11 protein-coding genes are annotated in these 12,706 nt (G+C 70.6%); 2 read left to right on the top strand and 9 right to left on the bottom strand.

From position 1 onward, the window contains the following. Positions 1-302: 302 nt before the first annotated feature. The 5 genes from OG905_RS30775 to OG905_RS30755 all read right to left on the bottom strand — a co-directional run bounded on the left by OG905_RS30775 (position 303) and on the right by OG905_RS30755 (position 7,373). A complete protein-coding gene (locus tag OG905_RS30775; RefSeq protein ID WP_328679078.1) occupies positions 303-1,565 on the bottom strand; it encodes an SWIM zinc finger family protein in 1,263 nt (420 codons plus the stop codon). Next, positions 1,562-4,423, bottom strand: coding sequence for a DEAD/DEAH box helicase (locus OG905_RS30770; protein WP_328679076.1), 2,862 nt, complete (start codon positions 4,421-4,423; stop codon positions 1,562-1,564). The genes OG905_RS30775 and OG905_RS30770 overlap by 4 nt, the downstream gene beginning before the upstream one ends. Positions 4,424-4,560: 137 nt before the next feature. Further along, positions 4,561-5,574: a slipin family protein gene (locus tag OG905_RS30765; RefSeq protein WP_328679074.1), complete on the bottom strand. Its 1,014-nt coding sequence runs from the start codon at positions 5,572-5,574 to the stop codon at positions 4,561-4,563. Positions 5,575-5,741: 167 nt separating this feature from the next. Further along, positions 5,742-6,191 carry a DoxX family protein gene (locus OG905_RS30760; protein ID WP_328679072.1) on the bottom strand — a complete coding sequence of 150 codons (450 nt, stop codon included), beginning with the start codon at positions 6,189-6,191 and terminating at the stop codon, positions 5,742-5,744. Positions 6,192-6,455: 264 nt separating this feature from the next. Beyond that, the gene (locus tag OG905_RS30755) at positions 6,456-7,373 is read right to left on the bottom strand and encodes an acyltransferase domain-containing protein (protein WP_328679070.1); all 918 of its coding nucleotides are present in this window, start codon (positions 7,371-7,373) and stop codon (positions 6,456-6,458) included. 95 nt (positions 7,374-7,468) lie between these two features. Between OG905_RS30755 and OG905_RS30750 the strand changes: the two genes are divergently transcribed. Next, positions 7,469-7,753 carry a DUF6343 family protein gene (locus OG905_RS30750; protein WP_328682692.1) on the top strand — a complete coding sequence of 95 codons (285 nt, stop codon included), beginning with the start codon at positions 7,469-7,471 and terminating at the stop codon, positions 7,751-7,753. A 26-nt stretch (positions 7,754-7,779) separates the two neighbouring features. Here the strand turns inward: OG905_RS30750 and OG905_RS30745 are convergent, their stop codons facing one another. The 4 genes from OG905_RS30745 to rpsA all read right to left on the bottom strand — a co-directional run bounded on the left by OG905_RS30745 (position 7,780) and on the right by rpsA (position 11,531). Continuing rightward, positions 7,780-8,148: a tetratricopeptide repeat protein gene (locus OG905_RS30745; protein WP_328679068.1), complete on the bottom strand. Its 369-nt coding sequence runs from the start codon at positions 8,146-8,148 to the stop codon at positions 7,780-7,782. A gap of 93 nt (positions 8,149-8,241) precedes the next feature. Next, positions 8,242-8,859 carry a dephospho-CoA kinase gene (gene coaE, locus OG905_RS30740; RefSeq protein ID WP_328679066.1) on the bottom strand — a complete coding sequence of 206 codons (618 nt, stop codon included), beginning with the start codon at positions 8,857-8,859 and terminating at the stop codon, positions 8,242-8,244. 23 nt (positions 8,860-8,882) lie between these two features. Further along, positions 8,883-9,821, bottom strand: a complete 939-nt coding sequence (locus tag OG905_RS30735; RefSeq protein ID WP_328679064.1) for a PAC2 family protein — start codon at positions 9,819-9,821, stop codon at positions 8,883-8,885. Between the two features lie 201 nt (positions 9,822-10,022). Continuing rightward, on the bottom strand, positions 10,023-11,531 hold the full coding sequence (gene rpsA, locus OG905_RS30730; RefSeq protein ID WP_328679062.1) for a 30S ribosomal protein S1: 1,509 nt from the start codon (positions 11,529-11,531) through the stop codon (positions 10,023-10,025). A 365-nt stretch (positions 11,532-11,896) separates the two neighbouring features. Here rpsA and OG905_RS30725 point away from each other — a divergent pair, with 365 nt between their 5' ends. Then, complete coding sequence (locus OG905_RS30725; RefSeq protein WP_328679060.1) at positions 11,897-12,700, top strand: class I SAM-dependent methyltransferase; 804 nt, start codon at positions 11,897-11,899, stop codon at positions 12,698-12,700. Positions 12,701-12,706 lie beyond the last annotated feature (6 nt).

The raw sequence follows: 12,706 nt of genomic DNA, 5'->3' as shown, positions 1-12,706 counted from the left end.
GCAGACGCGGGGGGACAGATATGCCATATAACGAGCGTTTCACAACCCCGGAGCCCTGCCAAGGCGGCAGCGCGGGGGCGCGGACCGCCTCAGTGTGCGGCTCGTCTCCGGCACGCCCGAGAGCGGCGGCGGCGAGCGGACACCGGGCCTTCCGGCCGCCTTGCCGGTTGCCGTGTCGGACGCCGCTCGTTGATCCGGCCTGATCGACGGGACAGGATCTGGCGGCCCCGGCAGTGACAAGCAACTCGGCTTCCACGAGGCCCCGTTCGGCCGGTGCAGTCCCGATCGGGAAGCCTCGTCGCTCACCTGCCGAGCAGGGCGGTGAGTGCTCCCACCGGGTCGGCGTCCGGGGTGCCGCGCGGCCACCAGTCCTCGCGGTCCGGGTCGGACTCATAGCCGTACCAGAGGCCGTCGCGGCCGAAGCGGAGCTGGAGTGACCGGGTGGAGAGGTGGTTGCGCCAGGGGCGGAAGTGCGGGAAGTCCGCCGCGATCAGGGCGGGGCGGGCGCGGTCGAAGGGGCCCGCCGGTGGGTCCCAGGGCTCTTCGAGTACGACGAGGGCCGCGAGGCCGCCCTGCCGCCAGGCTGCCACCGCGCGGGCCAGGTCGGTGGGGGTGTGATCCGTGGCCGCGGCCAGGTCCCGGTAGAGGGCGCGGGTCGATGCGGTCAGGCCGGAGCCGGGGTGGGCGGCGGCCAGGCGGACCGCGTCCTGCCACTGGGTGAGCTGGGCGACGGGGTCGGTGCCGGTGGTGAGGAGGGTGTGGGCGCGGGCGGCCGCCTCGGTGGCGAGGAGGTCCAGGGCCAGGGGGTCGGGCGCGCCCGGTGTTTGCGGGTAGGCCGGGGGGCGCCCCGGGTGGGCCGGCGGGGCGAACGGCGGCGGCAGGGGCCGGAGCGGTCGGGCTGCGAGGGCCTCGCTCGCCGGAACCGTCGGCACGGGGGTGCCGGAGGCGGCTCCGGTGCGTTCGGCCGCGGACCGGGTGGCGTTGCGATGGGAGAGGTCGGCGAGGATTTCGCGTTCGCCACGGCCTCGCATCAGGAAGAGCACGAACGGGTCCTCGTCGAGCAGCCTCGCCGTCTGGTAGCAGAGCGCGGCCGCGTGCTTGCAGGGGTAACCGTCGTCCGGGCAGGAGCAGTCGGGAATCAGGTCGCCGGGCGTGGGCAGCAGGTCCGCCACGCTCGCCAGGGCGTGCGGCACATCCTTGTCGAGCAGCGCCGCGATGTGGTCGGGCCGGGCCGCCGCCGTCGCCAGGAAGTCGTCCCAGTCCCCGTCGGTGAGCGTGCGCAGGCGGATCTCCGTGCGGTACGGGCGCGGTCTGGTGCCGTGGACGTACGCCATGACCCGGCCCGGCGTGACCGTGATCGCGTCGACATAGCCACGGCGCGCATACGCACGGCCCCGGGTGAGGCGGGCGCGGTCCAGGGCCGTGTCTTCCAGCGCCTCCACCCAGGCGTTGCCCCACCAGCTGGACGCGAAATCCTCGCCTTCGAGGGGCTGAAGGGCGGGGAACGTCCGCCGGCGGTCCTCGTGGCGGGAGTCGGCGAACCGGGCCGGGGTGCGCGGTGTCATGACTGCCTCCGCAGCGAGACGAGGTCGGCCAGCTCACGGTCGGTCAGCTCGGTCAGCGCAGCCTCCCCGGAGCCCAGGACCGCGTCGGCCAAGGCCCGCTTGGACGCGAGCATTTCGGCGATGCGGTCCTCCACGGTGCCCTCGGCGATCAACCGGTGGACCTGCACGGGCTGCGTCTGGCCGATGCGGTACGCCCGGTCCGTCGCCTGTTCCTCGACGGCCGGGTTCCACCAGCGGTCGAAGTGGATGACATGGCCGGCCCGGGTCAGATTCAGTCCGGTGCCCGCCGCCTTGAGGGACAGGAGGAAGACCGGAACCTCGCCGGACTGGAAGCGGTCCACCATGCGCTCGCGCTCGGCCACCGGCGTTCCGCCGTGCAGGAGTTGGGACGGGATGGCCCGGGAGGTCAGGTGCGCCGACAGGATGCGGGCCATCGAGACGTACTGGGTGAAGACCAGGACCGAGCCGTCCTCGGACATGATCGTCTCCACGAGTTCGTCGAGGAGGGACAGCTTGCCGGAGCGGCCCGACAGCCTCGCCGTGTCCTCCTTCAGGAACTGCGCCGGATGGTTGCAGATCTGCTTGAGCCCGGTCAGCAGCTTCATCACCAGGCCGCGCCGGGCGATCCCCTCCGCGCCCTCGATCGCCGCCATCGCCTCCCGTACGACCGCCTCGTACAGGGAAGCCTGCTCGCGGGTGAGCGCGACAGGATGATCCGACTCGGTCTTCGGCGGCAGTTCCGGCACGATGCCCGGATCGGATTTCTTGCGGCGCAGGAGGAAGGGGCGGACCAGCCGGGACAACCGCTCGACCGCGTCCTCGTCCTCGCCGTTCTCCACCAGGCGTGCGTGGCGCGAGCGGAAGGCCTTGAGCGGGCCCAGCAGCCCCGGGGTCGTCCAGTCCAGCAGGGCCCACAGCTCGGAGAGGTTGTTCTCCACGGGCGTGCCGGTGAGGGCGACCCTGGCGGGGGCCGGGATCGTGCGCAGGGCCTTGGCCGTCGCGGAGAACGGGTTCTTGACGTGCTGCGCCTCGTCGGCGACGACCATCCCCCAGGTGTGCGCGGCCAGTTGCTCCGCGCTCGTACGCATCGTGCCGTACGTGGTGAGGACGAAGCCGCCGTCGAGCCCGGGCAGGGTGCGGTCGGCGCCGTGGAAGCGGTGCACGGGCACGCCGGGGGCGAAGCGCTCGATCTCCCGCTGCCAGTTGCCGAGCAGCGAGGCCGGGCAGACCACCAGCGTGGGGGCCTCGCGGTCGCGGTGCAGGTGGAGGGCGATCAGCGTGACCGTCTTGCCGAGCCCCATGTCGTCCGCGAGACAGCCGCCGAGCCCGAGCGAGGTCATCAGGTCCAGCCAGGACAGACCGCGCAGCTGGTAGTCGCGCAGGGTGGCGGCGAGGCCGGAGGGGGTTGCGACGGGGGTCGAGGCCGCGACGAGCCGGTCGCGCAGGGTCGCCAGCGCGCCCGTCGGCACCGCCTCCACCGTTTCGCCGTCCACTTCGGCGGTGCCGGTCAGTGCCACGGCCAGCGCGTCGACGGGCTGCAGCAGCCCGAGCTCCCGCTTGCGCGCCTTGCGTACGAGATCGGGGTCGACCACCACCCACTGGTCCCGCAGCCGCACGATCGGGCGGTGAGACTCGGCCAGTGCGTCCATCTCACGCTCGGTCAGCGGATCGCCGTCGAGCGCCAGCTGCCAGTTGAACTTGAGGAGTTCCTCGCTGTCGAAGAACGGTGTGCCGTCGGTCGCCGAGCCTGGCGCCGGGCGCACCACCGCGGCGGCCGAGAGCGTACGCGCCAGCTCCTTGGGCCAGTGCACGGCCACCCCGGCCGCGGCCAGCCGCGCCGCCCCCGGTCCGAGCAGTTCGTACAGCTCGTCCTCGGTCAACGGCAGCACATCGGGCACAGCCCGCTCCAGCAGGCGGGCGAGCGGCGGCCAGACCCGGGCGGCTCGGCGCAGCGCCAGCACCGCGTCGATCCGGGCGCGCGGCCCGAAGTTCTCGTCGCCGTCGCCCGCCCACAGCCGGGCTGCGTCGATGACAAGCGTCGGGTCGGCGAGGCTGTGCACCTGGACAAGGGCCGCACCGGCGTTGCGCCGGGCGCCGTCCTCCACCGCGCCGTCCGCCCCGTCTGTCGCGACCGGCGCGTCCGCCGCATCCGCCGTGTCGAAGAGGTCGTACGCGGACAGGTCGAGGCGGAGCGAGACCCGCACGCCCGCGTCCATGCCCGCGGCAGCCTCGGCCGCCCACTCCCGGGCCCGGGGCAGATGCTGCGGAGCCGCGGCCGCGAACGGCGCCCCCGCGGCGTGGGCGGCGGCAGGGGTCCGCGGCAGGGTGTCGGCCACCGCGTCGAAGAAGAACCGCACCAGCGCTTCGGGCTCGTGCAGCCGCGGCGGAGTCGGCCCGGCGACGGGGGCCGCATGCGCTTCGTACGGCATGGCGGCGGCGATCGCCCGCAGCTGGGCGATGTCGTCCGCGTCCAGGGGTCCCGCGCGCCACGCGTCATGATCGGTCGCGGTCAGCCCGGGCAGCAGCCTGCCGCGGGCCGCCAGATGAAGAGCGTGCAGAGCGGCTGCGCCCCAGCAGGCGGCGGCGGGGTGTGCGGCCGGGTCGTGGCGGGCGCGGGTGAGCAGCGGCAGAGCCTCGGCGACGGACAACAGCACGACGGGGACGGGACCGCTGCGGATGTCCGTGCCGTCGCGGCGTACGACGGTGAGCTCGTCGGTCGCGTCCTGGAGCCGGTCGCCCTCGGGGTCCCAGAAGGCGACCCGGCCCTCGCGCGGCAGGGCCGCGGGGATGAAGAGCGCGGCGCAGGTACGCAGCGTCTCCGGGCGATACGGAAGCGGATTCGGCATGCCGGACGTCATGGGTCACCTCCCTCCCGCAGGTCGTCAGCGACGGCAGCGACGTACCGAAGCACTGATCTACGACCTTACGGCGGGGGTCTGACAACGGACTCCGGCGAGTCCTGCCCCATGCCGTGCCTGCCCCGAACCCGCCTCGGTCATGCCGCAGGCGGCAGTGGCAGCTCGACGGGCGCCGGATCCGTGGCAGTTCCGGGCTCCGTCTCCGTCTCCGTCTCCGTCTCGGGCACCCTCTCGGCTCCCGACTCCACGGCCGGCGGCTCGGCCGACCCCGCCTCGATCTCCCCGGACGAGGGCTCGCCGGACCCTGCCTCAACGGCAGGCGGCTCCTCCTGCTCACCCTGGGTGACCTGGGTGACCTGGGCGGGCTGCTGAGCGGGCTGCTGTTGCCCGGGCTGCTGGGCGCGCTCGAGGAAGCGCAGCAGCTCCACCGGGAACGGCAGAACCAGCGTGGAGTTCTTCTCCGCCGCGACGGCCACCACGGTCTGCAGCAGCCGGAGTTGGAGCGCTGCGGGCTGCGTGGACATCACGCCGGCCGCCTCTGCCAGCTTCTTGGACGCCTGCAGCTCCGCGTCGGCGTTGATGACCCTCGCCCGCCGCTCACGGTCCGCCTCCGCCTGCCGCGCCATCGAGCGCTTCATGGCCTCGGGCAGGGACACGTCCTTGATCTCGACCCGGTCGATCTGCACGCCCCACCCCATGGCGGGGCTGTCAATCATCAATTCCAGGCCCTGATTGAGCTTTTCGCGGTTCGACAGCAGATCGTCCAGATCGCTCTTGCCGATGATCGACCGCAGCGAGGTCTGCGCCATCTGCGAGACCGCGAAGCGGTAGTCCTCCACCTGGACCACCGCGTCCGCGGCGTCCACGACCTTGAAGTAGATCACCGCGTCGACGCGCACCGTCACGTTGTCCCTGGTGATGCCGTCCTGTGCGGGCACCGGCATCGTCACGATCTGCATGTTGACCTTGTGAAGCCGGTCCACGATCGGAACGATCATGGTGAACCCCGGGGAGCGCACCTGGCTTCGCAGCCGGCCGAGGCGGAGGACCACTCCCCGTTCGTACTGCTTGATCACCTTGGCGGCCGCCATCGCGTACACCGCGACCCCGGACGCGACCGCCACGCCCGCAACCACCAGCTCTTCGACCATCGGGGCACCCCCTACCGTCCGAGCCGGGTTCTATTACTACGGTATGTCTGGTATACCCCCCGGGTCGAGCCTCTAGCCCTCGACAGACAGGACACCGCGGCAACGGAGGAAGGCCGCACCCTCGCGGGGGGCGGCCTTTCCTGAGCCGGATCCGATCCTGATCCGGCTCAGAGGCGCTTGCGGACGAGGGCGACGAGCTCCGCCGTGTGGTTGCGGCGCACCCAGGCGATCCCGCCGAAGATGACGAAGAGGATGACGGGTGTGATCGCGTACTGACCGTCGAAGACGGTCACCTGGGTGATGAAGGCGCCGATCATCAGCCCCATGAACGCGAGCGCGGAAAGACCGGAGAGGATCGGGATGACCAGCGCGATCGCGCCCGCCAGCTCCAGACCGCCCGTCAGATACATGAACCAGTCGCCGAAACCGATCTTGTCGAAGGACTCCGCCGCGGAGGAGTGGCCGATGAGCTTGGGCGCGGCGCTCGGGATGGCCATGAACAGCGCGAGCACGATCTGCAGCGTGCGCACCGCGAGGTGCGAGCGGCGGCTCAGCGTGGGTCCTGATGCGGTGCCGGCGGCGGCGTTCGAGGTGGTGGCGGCGGCTGTGGCGGACATGAAGGTCTCCTCCGGTAAGCGTTCCGTAGTGCTTTCGAGAGGTAGACGGCGAAGGGGCCCAGGACTCATCGCTCCCCCGGGCCCCAAAGTGAAGATCTCTAACTCCCGGTGTCGGACACCTGCTTCGGCCGGGACGACACTGCCCCACCAATGGACCGACCACCGCAAAAGGCCGCCCGCCAGTCGGCGCGGCGGCCTCGACGCAGGACGGACTGCCGTTCCCCGCAGCCTCCTTGGGACCCCTGGGACGGTTCACGTCCCAGCTCAGATCTCGAACCAGCCGTGCCCCTGGTACCAGTGACGGCCCGCCCGCACATGGTCGCCGATCGCCCGCTCCAGCGTCGTGCGGCGCGGCAGCGTGTCCAGCGGCAGCTTCGGGTCGCCGAACACGAAGCCGACCGGATCGCCGTCGTCGGTCTCCTTGATCTCGTACGCCGTCCGGAAGCGGTTCTGGAAGGCGATGATGTTGGAGTCCTTCGGCAGATACTCGGTGAGCTGCGGGTCGAGCAGCCAGGAGTGGCACATCGCGATCCGGTACGGCTCCTCGGGGAAGTGGCGGGCGAAGAACTCCCGGGCGATCGCGAGGGAACGGTCGCAGGCCCCGGGGGTGATCGGCCCGAGGAAGCCGGGGACATGCACATCCAGGGCCAAGTCGTCGGGCCCGAGCGGCAGTCCGGCCGCCCGCACGGCCTCGCCGGTGCGGCTGCCGAGCCGGGAGCGCTGGAACTGCAGCCGCCCCAACTGGTAGATCTCGCCCCGGAAGTGCAGGGCCAGCCAGCCCGGGATCGACAACCCGCCCACCCCGTGGCGTCTGCGGTGGACGGCCATGTGGCGGCCGAGATCGGCGAGGGTGCGCCGGGAGATGTCGTCCGGGACGCAGCGCCCTCGGTGGTACGCCCGTACGTACGGCAGCGCCGCGACCAGCACGTACACCGGGAAGAAACGGGCCGGCACGCCCGAGCCCTCGGGCATCCGTGGCGACCCCCCGCCACCGCCCGGCCTGCCCATGTCCTGGACCAGCTTGTGGACGCCTGTCTCAAGGAGTCTGCGCAGCCCGGGGTCCGTCGTCATCCGGCCCCGCAGCGCGAGGAGTTCGCTGATGTCCTCGTGCGGCACCGCCAGATCGAGCAGCACGTCGGCCAGCTCGTCCGATTCCGGCAGCTCCACTTGCCCGGTTGTCACCTGCGACGTCTCCCCTCCGGGTCGGCTGTGCGGAAAATGCGCTCAGGACGGGACCCGCGGCGGGTGCATCCTGGGAGGTAGGAGATGCGATGGCCATGCGCACTGGGAGTGAACCGACGACTGCGCGCAGTCCCCTGCGGCTTCGATTCTGGCTGAGTGTATGGGGTCTGACCTGGGCCGCAGCGGGCACCGCGCTCTTCACCCTCGCGGACCACCCGGGCTGGGCGGCGGCCTGCGGCGTACTGCTGCTGATCGCCATGGTCGACCTGTCCGTGGTCCTGCACCACATCCACCAGGGCCCGCACTGGCAGCCGGGCCGCGACATCCCGCCCTACGAACCGGACCACGGCAATCCCCGCCGCCCGCGCCACGGACATTAGGGAGTGTCTTTCGGAACCCGGACGGGTCACGCCTCGCCGTCGAAGCGCGCTGCCTTCAGATACTCCGGCTTCGGGTCGAGCGCGGCCGCCAGCCGGAAGTGGCGCGTCGCCTGCTCCGGACGGCCCGCTCGCTCGAAGGTACGGGCCAGGGCGAAGTGGGCGAAGGCGTTGTCCGGCTCGCGTTCGAGAACCAGCTCGAACTCGAGCTCGGCCGGACGCAGTTGGGCGGCGGCGAAGAAGGCGCGGGCACGCAGCAGCCGGGCCGCCGTGTTCTCGGGGTGGGCCGCGATCACCGAGTCCAGCAACTTCACGGCGCCGCGCGGATCCCTCGCGGCGAGCAACTGCTCTGCCGCGCGGTAGTCGATGACGTGCGTCTCCGGATTGCTCTTGGGCACGGTCGCATCCTTCCCCTCACTGCACGGTTCCAACACCGCCTCCGGGAGCGGTATTCCGATCACATGCCTTCCCCGCGCCCGGATTGAGGATGCCTAACGGGAGTCGCGCCCGCAGGCGGCAGCCCGCTCCGTCAGCTCCGCCCAGACCTTCCGCACCTGCGGTTCCAACTGCTCCAGCGGCCCGTCGTTGTCGATGACCAGATCGGCGATCGCCAGGCGCTGCTCGCGCGTGGCCTGCGCGGCCATCCGCGCACGCGCCTCGGACTCCGCCATTGCGCGCAGCCGCACCAGCCGGTCCAGCTGTGTCTCGGGGGCGGCGTCGACCACGACCACCAGGTCGTAGAGCGGCGAGAGCTTGTTCTCGGCGAGCAGCGGTACGTCATGGATCACGACCGCGTCCGGCGCGGCCGCCGCCTCCAGCTCCATCGAGCGGGCGCCGACCAGCGGGTGGACGATCGCGTTGAGGGTCGCCAGGCGGTCGGCGTCGGCGAAGACGATCGAGCCGAGCTTCGGTCGGTCCAGCGCGCCTTCGGGGTCGAGAATCTCCGGGCCGAAGGCCTCGACGACGGCCGCGAGCCCAGGCGTCCCTGGCTCCACCACCTCGCGAGCGATCTTGTCGGCGTCGATCAGCACGGCTCCGTACGACTCGAGGAGACGCGAGACTTCGCTCTTGCCGGCACCGATTCCGCCGGTCAGTCCCACCTTCAGCATGGCCCGCAGCCTACGCGAGCCGCTTACGCGTCGCCCTCCCGCTCGGCGAGGAAGCGTTCGAATTCGCGGCCGATCTCGTCGGCGGACGGCAGGTCCACCGGCTCCGCGACCAGATTGCCCCTGGTCTCCCCGCCCGCCATCGCGTCGTACTGGTGCTCAAGGCCCTGGACCAGGGCCACCAGCTCCTCGTCCCCCTCACCGATCTGGCGCTCGATCTCGGTCTGGGTGCGGTGCGCTTCCGTACGCAGCGAATGCGCGACGCCCGGCAGGACGAGGCCCGTGGCGGCCGTGATCGCCTCCAGGGCGGTCAGCGCGGCGTCCGGGTAGGAGGAGCGGGCGACATAGTGCGGCACGTGGGCCGCTACACCGAGGACGTCGTGGCCGGACTCCATCAGGCGGTACTCGACCAACGACTCCGCGCTGCCCGGCACCTGGGCCTCGTCGAAGGGGCTGCGGTGGCCCGGCATCAGGTCCGTGCGGTTGCCGTGCGGCGTGAGGCCGACGGGGCGGGTGTGCGGGACGCCCATCGGGATGCCGTGGAAGTTGACCGAGAGCCGCACTCCGAGCCGCTCGACGATCTGTCCGACGGCCGCGGCGAAGCGCTCCCACTCGACGTCCGGCTCGGGGCCGGACAGCAGCAGGAACGGTGCGCCCGTGGCGTCCTGGACGAGCCTGACCTCCAGGCTCGGGGTCTCGTACGCACTCCAGCGGTCGCGCCGGAAGGTCAGCAGCGGGCGGCGGGCCCGGTAGTCCACCAGCCTGTCGTGGTCGAAGCGGGCCACCACCTGGTGCGGAAGTGTGTCCAGCAGGTTGTCGACGATCTGCTCGCCGGTCTCCCCCGCGTCGATGTATCCCTCGAAGTGGTACAGCATGACCAGGCCTACGGACTCCTGCGCCAGCGCCATGTCGACGACGGCGAGGCCCTTCGGCTCCCATTCGTACAAACCCTGCGGATCAAGCACGATTACCGCTCCTCCTCGTGTTCGTAGACAAGAACGCCCGGTGACGCACGGGCATTCCCACCTCACGCGATGAACACATCGCCGAACACATCGCCGGGGAGACCCAGTTCCTCCCCAGGGGGTCACGCCATAACGCAGTAAGGCCCGCTCCCCGGGGGGAGCGGGCCTTACTTTCAGCTAGTCACCAGCTGGGGCAGAGCGTCAGCTCTGGCCACCGGCCAGCTTCTCGCGCAGGGCAGCCAGGGCCTCGTCCGACGCCAGTGCGCCGGAGTTGTCGTCCGACTCCGAGGAGTACGAACCGCCCGTGACACCCGCACCGGCACCCGCACCGGCGGCCGGGGCAGCAGCACCCTCGGCGGCGGCGGCCTCGTCGGCCTCGCGGGATTTGATGACCTGAGCCTGGTGCTGCTCGAAGCGCTGCTGCGCCTCGGCGTACTGGGTCTCCCACGCCTCGCGCTGTGTCTCGAAGCCCGACAGCCAGTCGTTGGTCTCCGGGTCGAAGCCCTCGGGGTAGATGTAGTTCCCCTGGTCGTCGTACGACGCGGCCATGCCGTACAGCGTCGGGTCGAACTCGACCGAGGCCGGGTCGGCACCGAAGGACTCGTTGGCCTGCTTCAGCGAGAGGCTGATGCGACGGCGCTCGAGGTCGATGTCGATGACCTTGACGAAGATCTCGTCGTTGACCTGGACGACCTGCTCCGGGATCTCCACGTGGCGCTCGGCCAGCTCGGAGATGTGGACCAGGCCCTCGATGCCCTCGTCGACGCGCACGAACGCACCGAACGGAACGAGCTTGGTGACCTTACCCGGGACGACCTGACCGATCTGGTGGGTCCGGGCGAACTGCTGCCACGGGTCTTCCTGCGTCGCCTTGAGCGACAGGGAGACGCGCTCGCGGTCCATGTCGACGTCGAGAACCTCGACGGTGACTTCCTGGCCGACCTCGACAACCTCGGAGGGGTGGTCGATGTGCTTCCAGGAGAGCTCGGAGACGTGGACGAGACCGTCGACGCCACCCAGGTCCACGAAGGCACCGAAGTTGACGATCGAGGAGACGACGCCGGAGCGGACCTGACCCTTCTGCAGGGTGGTGAGGAACGTCTGGCGAACCTCGGACTGGGTCTGCTCGAGCCAGGCGCGGCGGGACAGGACCACGTTGTTGCGGTTCTTGTCCAGCTCGATGATCTTCGCCTCGAGCTCCTTGCCCACGTAGGGCTGGAGGTCGCGGACACGGCGCATCTCGACGAGAGATGCCGGCAGGAAGCCACGGAGGCCGATGTCGAGGATGAGACCACCCTTGACGACCTCGATGACGGTGCCGGTGACGATGCCGTCCTCTTCCTTGATCTTCTCGATCGTGCCCCAGGCGCGCTCGTACTGGGCACGCTTCTTCGAGAGGATCAGGCGGCCTTCCTTGTCCTCCTTCTGGAGAACAAGGGCCTCGATCTCGTCGCCGACCTTGACGACCTCGTTCGGGTCGACGTCGTGCTTGATCGAGAGCTCGCGGCTCGGGATGACACCTTCGGTCTTGTAACCGATGTCGAGCAGGACCTCGTCCCGGTCGACCTTCACGATGACGCCGTCGACGATGTCGCCGTCGTTGAAGTACTTGATCGTCTCGTCGATCGCGGCGAGGAAAGCTTCCTCGTTACCGATGTCGTTGACCGCTACCTGCGGAGTGGTGGCGGTGGTCTCGGTGCTGCTCGTCATGTGGGAAAGGGCTCCGGTACGGACAGTGAGTCGTAGGTACTGCTACGCCGAGAGCCCGTATCGCAGCTGCAGAAGCCGGACAGCCTGGGAAGCGCCTCTCCGAATAAGAGGGGCGCCTCGTGAACCGAGGGGACATACATACAGATGCGAGCGCGGCCTGCTCTGTCTGAGGCGCGCAGGCCCGCAGCGCAACTTGTAGCATACGGGGGCAGCCGGACACGGTCAATGCGCGAAGGCGCACACCCGGTACGGAATGCCGCATAACCGGCACAACTGACCACACGGCGGGGCCGCGTTCGGTTCAGTGCCAAGGCCACACCGCCCGCCACTGGCCGCGCTGAACGCAAACTACAACGACGGTGACGATGTTCCAAGATTTTGAGCCGGAAGCGACTCGCCGTATCGCCGGCGACTCGGAGAGCAGCCGCGCGAGCCGCGGCTGGTGGGACCGGAACGCCGATGAGTACCAGACCGAACACGGGGCGTTCCTGGGCGACGACCGCTTTGTATGGGGCCCCGAAGGGCTCGACGAGGCGGACGCCGCACTACTGGGTCCCGCCGGGTCACTGAAGGGGCTCGACATCCTGGAGATCGGGGCGGGCGCGGCACAGTGCTCGCGCTGGCTGGCCGCCCAGGGAGCGCGCCCGGTGGCCCTGGACCTGTCCCACCGCCAGCTCCAGCACGCACTCCGGATCGGCGACGACATCGCGCTGGTCGAGGCGGACGCGGGTGCGCTGCCCTTCCGGGACGGCTCCTTCGACCTCGCGTGCTCGGCTTACGGGGCGGTGCCCTTCGTGGCCGACCCGGTCAAGGTCTTCCAAGAGGTACGGCGTGTGCTGCGGCCGGGCGGGCGCTGGGTCTTCTCGGTCACGCACCCGATCCGCTGGGCGTTTCCCGACGAGCCGGGTCCCGAGGGTCTTTCGGTGGCCGCCTCGTACTTCGACCGCACCCCGTACGTCGAGCAGGACGAGCAGGGGCGCGCGGTATATGTGGAGCACCACCGGACGATCGGCGACCGGGTGCGGGACGTGGTGGCGGGGGGCTTTCGGCTGCTGGATCTGGTCGAGCCGGAGTGGCCCGCCTGGAACAGCCAGGAGTGGGGCGGCTGGTCCCCGCTGCGCGGGAATCTGATCCCCGGCACGGCGATCTTCGTCTGCGGGCGTGACTGAGGGGTG

It is taken from the genome of Streptomyces sp. NBC_00322 (genome assembly GCF_036147535.1).
Lineage (GTDB): Bacteria > Actinomycetota > Actinomycetes > Streptomycetales > Streptomycetaceae > Streptomyces.
Note: the sequence above shows the minus strand (reverse complement) of the source record. Positions and strands in the feature narration are given on the sequence as shown.

Excerpts from the sequence above, each read along its gene's own strand:
- OG905_RS30770 (WP_328679076.1), bottom strand. The coding sequence starts at position 4,423 with ATGACGTCCGGCATGCCGAATCCGCTTCCGTATCGCCCGGAGACGCTG.
- OG905_RS30765 (WP_328679074.1), bottom strand. The coding sequence starts at position 5,574 with ATGGTCGAAGAGCTGGTGGTTGCGGGCGTGGCGGTCGCGTCCGGGGTC.
- coaE (WP_328679066.1), bottom strand. The coding sequence starts at position 8,859 with ATGCTGAAGGTGGGACTGACCGGCGGAATCGGTGCCGGCAAGAGCGAA.
- OG905_RS30725 (WP_328679060.1), top strand. The coding sequence starts at position 11,897 with ATGTTCCAAGATTTTGAGCCGGAAGCGACTCGCCGTATCGCCGGCGAC.
- OG905_RS30760 (WP_328679072.1), bottom strand. The coding sequence starts at position 6,191 with ATGTCCGCCACAGCCGCCGCCACCACCTCGAACGCCGCCGCCGGCACC.
- OG905_RS30750 (WP_328682692.1), top strand. The coding sequence starts at position 7,469 with ATGCGCACTGGGAGTGAACCGACGACTGCGCGCAGTCCCCTGCGGCTT.
- rpsA (WP_328679062.1), bottom strand. The coding sequence starts at position 11,531 with ATGACGAGCAGCACCGAGACCACCGCCACCACTCCGCAGGTAGCGGTC.
- OG905_RS30775 (WP_328679078.1), bottom strand. The coding sequence starts at position 1,565 with ATGACACCGCGCACCCCGGCCCGGTTCGCCGACTCCCGCCACGAGGAC.